The organism is Roseitalea sp., from assembly GCF_984466335.1.
Map to the genome: position 1 here is coordinate 7,364 of NZ_CFIFWG010000120.1, position 2,467 is coordinate 9,830.

A 2,467-nucleotide genomic window follows, 5' to 3' on the forward strand; every position below is an offset into this window, starting at 1 on the left:
GGAGAGCCGCGCGTCCAGCGCCAGTTCGGTGCGCGCCGGCGCTTGCGCGCGCGCCTGGGGCGTGGCGTCCAGCGCTTCGGCGGCGCGCCGCTCGGCGGCCTGCCTGCCGCGTTCCCCGTCCTCGCGCCGGAGCATCGGCGAGAGCATCTGGATCATCGTCTCCAGCAATTGCGGATCGCGCCAGAAAAGGCTGAAAAGCTGGTGGAAGACATCGAGATGCTCGGGCCGGACGATCAGCGTGGCGCGCAGCAGGTGATAGAAGTCCTCGCGCCGCGAGAAGCCAGCGAGCGCCGCCGCGCGCACCGCATCGCGCACCTGCGCGGTGCCGACCGGCACCCCCGCCCGGCGCAGGGCGCGCGCGAAGTGGACGATGTTTTCGGCAAGGCGCCCGGGCGCCTCGGGCGGGATCGTGCCGCCGGCCGTCATCGGTCGTCGGGGCGCGACAGGGCCCGGCGCGCCTCGTCCAGGATGCGCGCGGCCTCGGACCCGGCGAGCCTGGCGATGTCGTCCTGATATTTGAGCACCGCTCCGAGCGTGTCGGAGACGATCTCGGGCGACAGCGCCACCGTATCGAGCGCGACCAGGCACCTGGCCCAGTCGATCGTCTCGGCGACGCCGGGGTTCTTGAACAGATCCGCGCCGCGCAGCGACTGGATGAAGGCGACGATCTCGGTCGAAAGCTGCTCGGTCGCCTCGGGCACGCGGGCGCGCAGGATCTCCATCTCGCGCTCGAAATCGGGATAGTCGACCCAGTGGTAGAGGCAGCGGCGCTTGAGCGCGTCGTGCACCTCGCGCGTGCGGTTCGAGGTCAGGACCACCAGGGGCGGTTCGTCGGCGCGGATCGTGCCGATCTCCGGGATCGTCACCTGGAAGTCCGACAGCGCTTCGAGCAGGAACGCCTCGAAGGGCTCGTCGGTGCGGTCGACCTCGTCGATCAAGAGCACCGGCGGGCCGTCCGCGTGCGGCTCCATGGCTTCGAGCAGGGGGCGGCGGATCAGGAAGTCCGCGGAGAACAGTTCCTCCCGCAACAGCTCCCGGTCGGCGCGGCCGGCCGCCTCGGCGGTGCGGATGGCGACCATCTGCGCGGTGAAGTTCCATTCATAGATGGCCGAGCCGGCATCGAGCCCTTCATAGCATTGCAGGCGGATCAGCCGCCGGCCGAGCCCGGACGCCAGCGCCTTGGCGATCTCGGTCTTGCCGACGCCCGCCTCGCCTTCAAGGAAGAGCGGCTTGCCCAGCGCCAGCGCCAGATAGGCGACCGTCGCCAGCGGCCGGCCGCACACATAGTCCTGCCCCGCCAGCAGCGCGACCGTATCGTCGATCGAGCCGGGCACCGTTCTGACCTGTTTTGGGGCGGCGTCCATCATCGGCCGCAACAGTTAGCGGCGACGGGCCGGGCTGTCCATGCCGCGACCGGTGCGGTGCTTGCCCAACAGGCCCGTCAGCCGGTACACTCGACCGGCCATGCCGACCCGCACGACGACCGCGCCCACGCTCGATTTCGGCTCCAACCGCGCGCCGATCGCGGCTCTGGCCGGCACCGGCCAACCGGGCGTTCTGGCGCTGATCACGGGCACGCAGGGGCCCTCCTACCGCCCCGTCGGCGCGGCGATGGCGTTTCTGGCCGGCGACGTCCGCATCGGCACCTTGTCCTCCGGATGCGTCGAGGCCGACCTGGCGCTCCATGCCGCCGAGGCCCTTGCGGCAGGCACGCCCAGGACGGTGCTTTACGGGCGCGGCTCGCCCTATATGGACATCCAGTTGCCCTGCGGCGGCGGGCTGGAGATTCTCCTTGTGCCCGCGCCGGACAGGGCGGCCCTGAGGCGCTTTTCGGCCACGCTCGACGCCCGGCGGCCGGCGGTGCTGCATGTCGGCCGGAAAGACGGCGCGATCGGTGTCGCGGAGGGCGAGCCGCGCGCTGTCGGTGAAGACCGCTTCGCCGTCCGGTTCGAGCCGGAACTGCGGTTCTTCGTCTTCGGAAAGGGGCCCGAGGCGAGCACGTTCGCCGGTCTCGTCCGGTCGGCGGGCTATCCGAACCTGCTGCTCTCGCCGGACGGAGAAACGCTCGAAGCGGGCCGGGCCCTTGGCTGCGCGACGCGGCACCTGGTCGCCAGGGCGATGCCGGCGGACATCGAACCCGACGCCTGGTCGTCGGTCGTGCTGTTCTTCCACGACCATGACTGGGAGCCGCCGATCCTCGCGGGCGCGCTTGCCACCGAGGCGTTCTATATCGGCGCGCAGGGCAGCCGCCGCGCGCGCGCCGCGCGCATGCGCGAACTGGAGGCGATGGGCGTGGACGCGGCCGCGCGCGACCGCCTTTACGGGCCGATCGGGCTCGTGCCGTCCGCGCGCGAGGCGCGCACGCTCGCCGTTTCCGTTCTGGCCGAGATCCTCGCGGTCGCCAGGGCCGCCGGGACATGATCCGCTGCGGGCTGGTTCTGGCGGCCGGCCGGTCGAGCCGTTTCGG

General features: G+C 71.7%; 2 protein-coding genes and 1 pseudogene. 1 reads left to right on the top strand and 2 read right to left on the bottom strand.

Going from position 1 to position 2,467, the window contains the following annotated elements:
- Both AC5E6L_RS11205 and AC5E6L_RS11210 read right to left on the bottom strand, forming a co-directional pair.
- A pseudogene (locus AC5E6L_RS11205) lies at window positions 1-426 on the bottom strand (VWA domain-containing protein); the annotation flags it as partial.
- The gene (locus tag AC5E6L_RS11210; RefSeq protein ID WP_491773327.1) at window positions 423-1,367 is read right to left on the bottom strand and encodes an AAA family ATPase; all 945 of its coding nucleotides are present in this window, start codon (window positions 1,365-1,367) and stop codon (window positions 423-425) included. The gene AC5E6L_RS11210 and the pseudogene AC5E6L_RS11205, both read right to left, overlap by 4 nt.
- A 97-nt stretch (window positions 1,368-1,464) precedes the next feature.
- Here AC5E6L_RS11210 and AC5E6L_RS11215 point away from each other — a divergent pair, with 97 nt between their 5' ends.
- The gene (locus tag AC5E6L_RS11215; protein ID WP_491773329.1) at window positions 1,465-2,421 is read left to right on the top strand and encodes an XdhC family protein; all 957 of its coding nucleotides are present in this window, start codon (window positions 1,465-1,467) and stop codon (window positions 2,419-2,421) included.
- The last annotated feature ends 46 nt before the right edge of the window (window positions 2,422-2,467 follow it).

What these genes read in the sequence shown, in the direction of transcription:
- AC5E6L_RS11210 (WP_491773327.1), bottom strand. Translation starts at nt 1,367, where the DNA reads ATGATGGACGCCGCCCCAAAACAGGTCAGAACGGTGCCCGGCTCGATC.
- AC5E6L_RS11215 (WP_491773329.1), top strand. Translation starts at nt 1,465, where the DNA reads ATGCCGACCCGCACGACGACCGCGCCCACGCTCGATTTCGGCTCCAAC.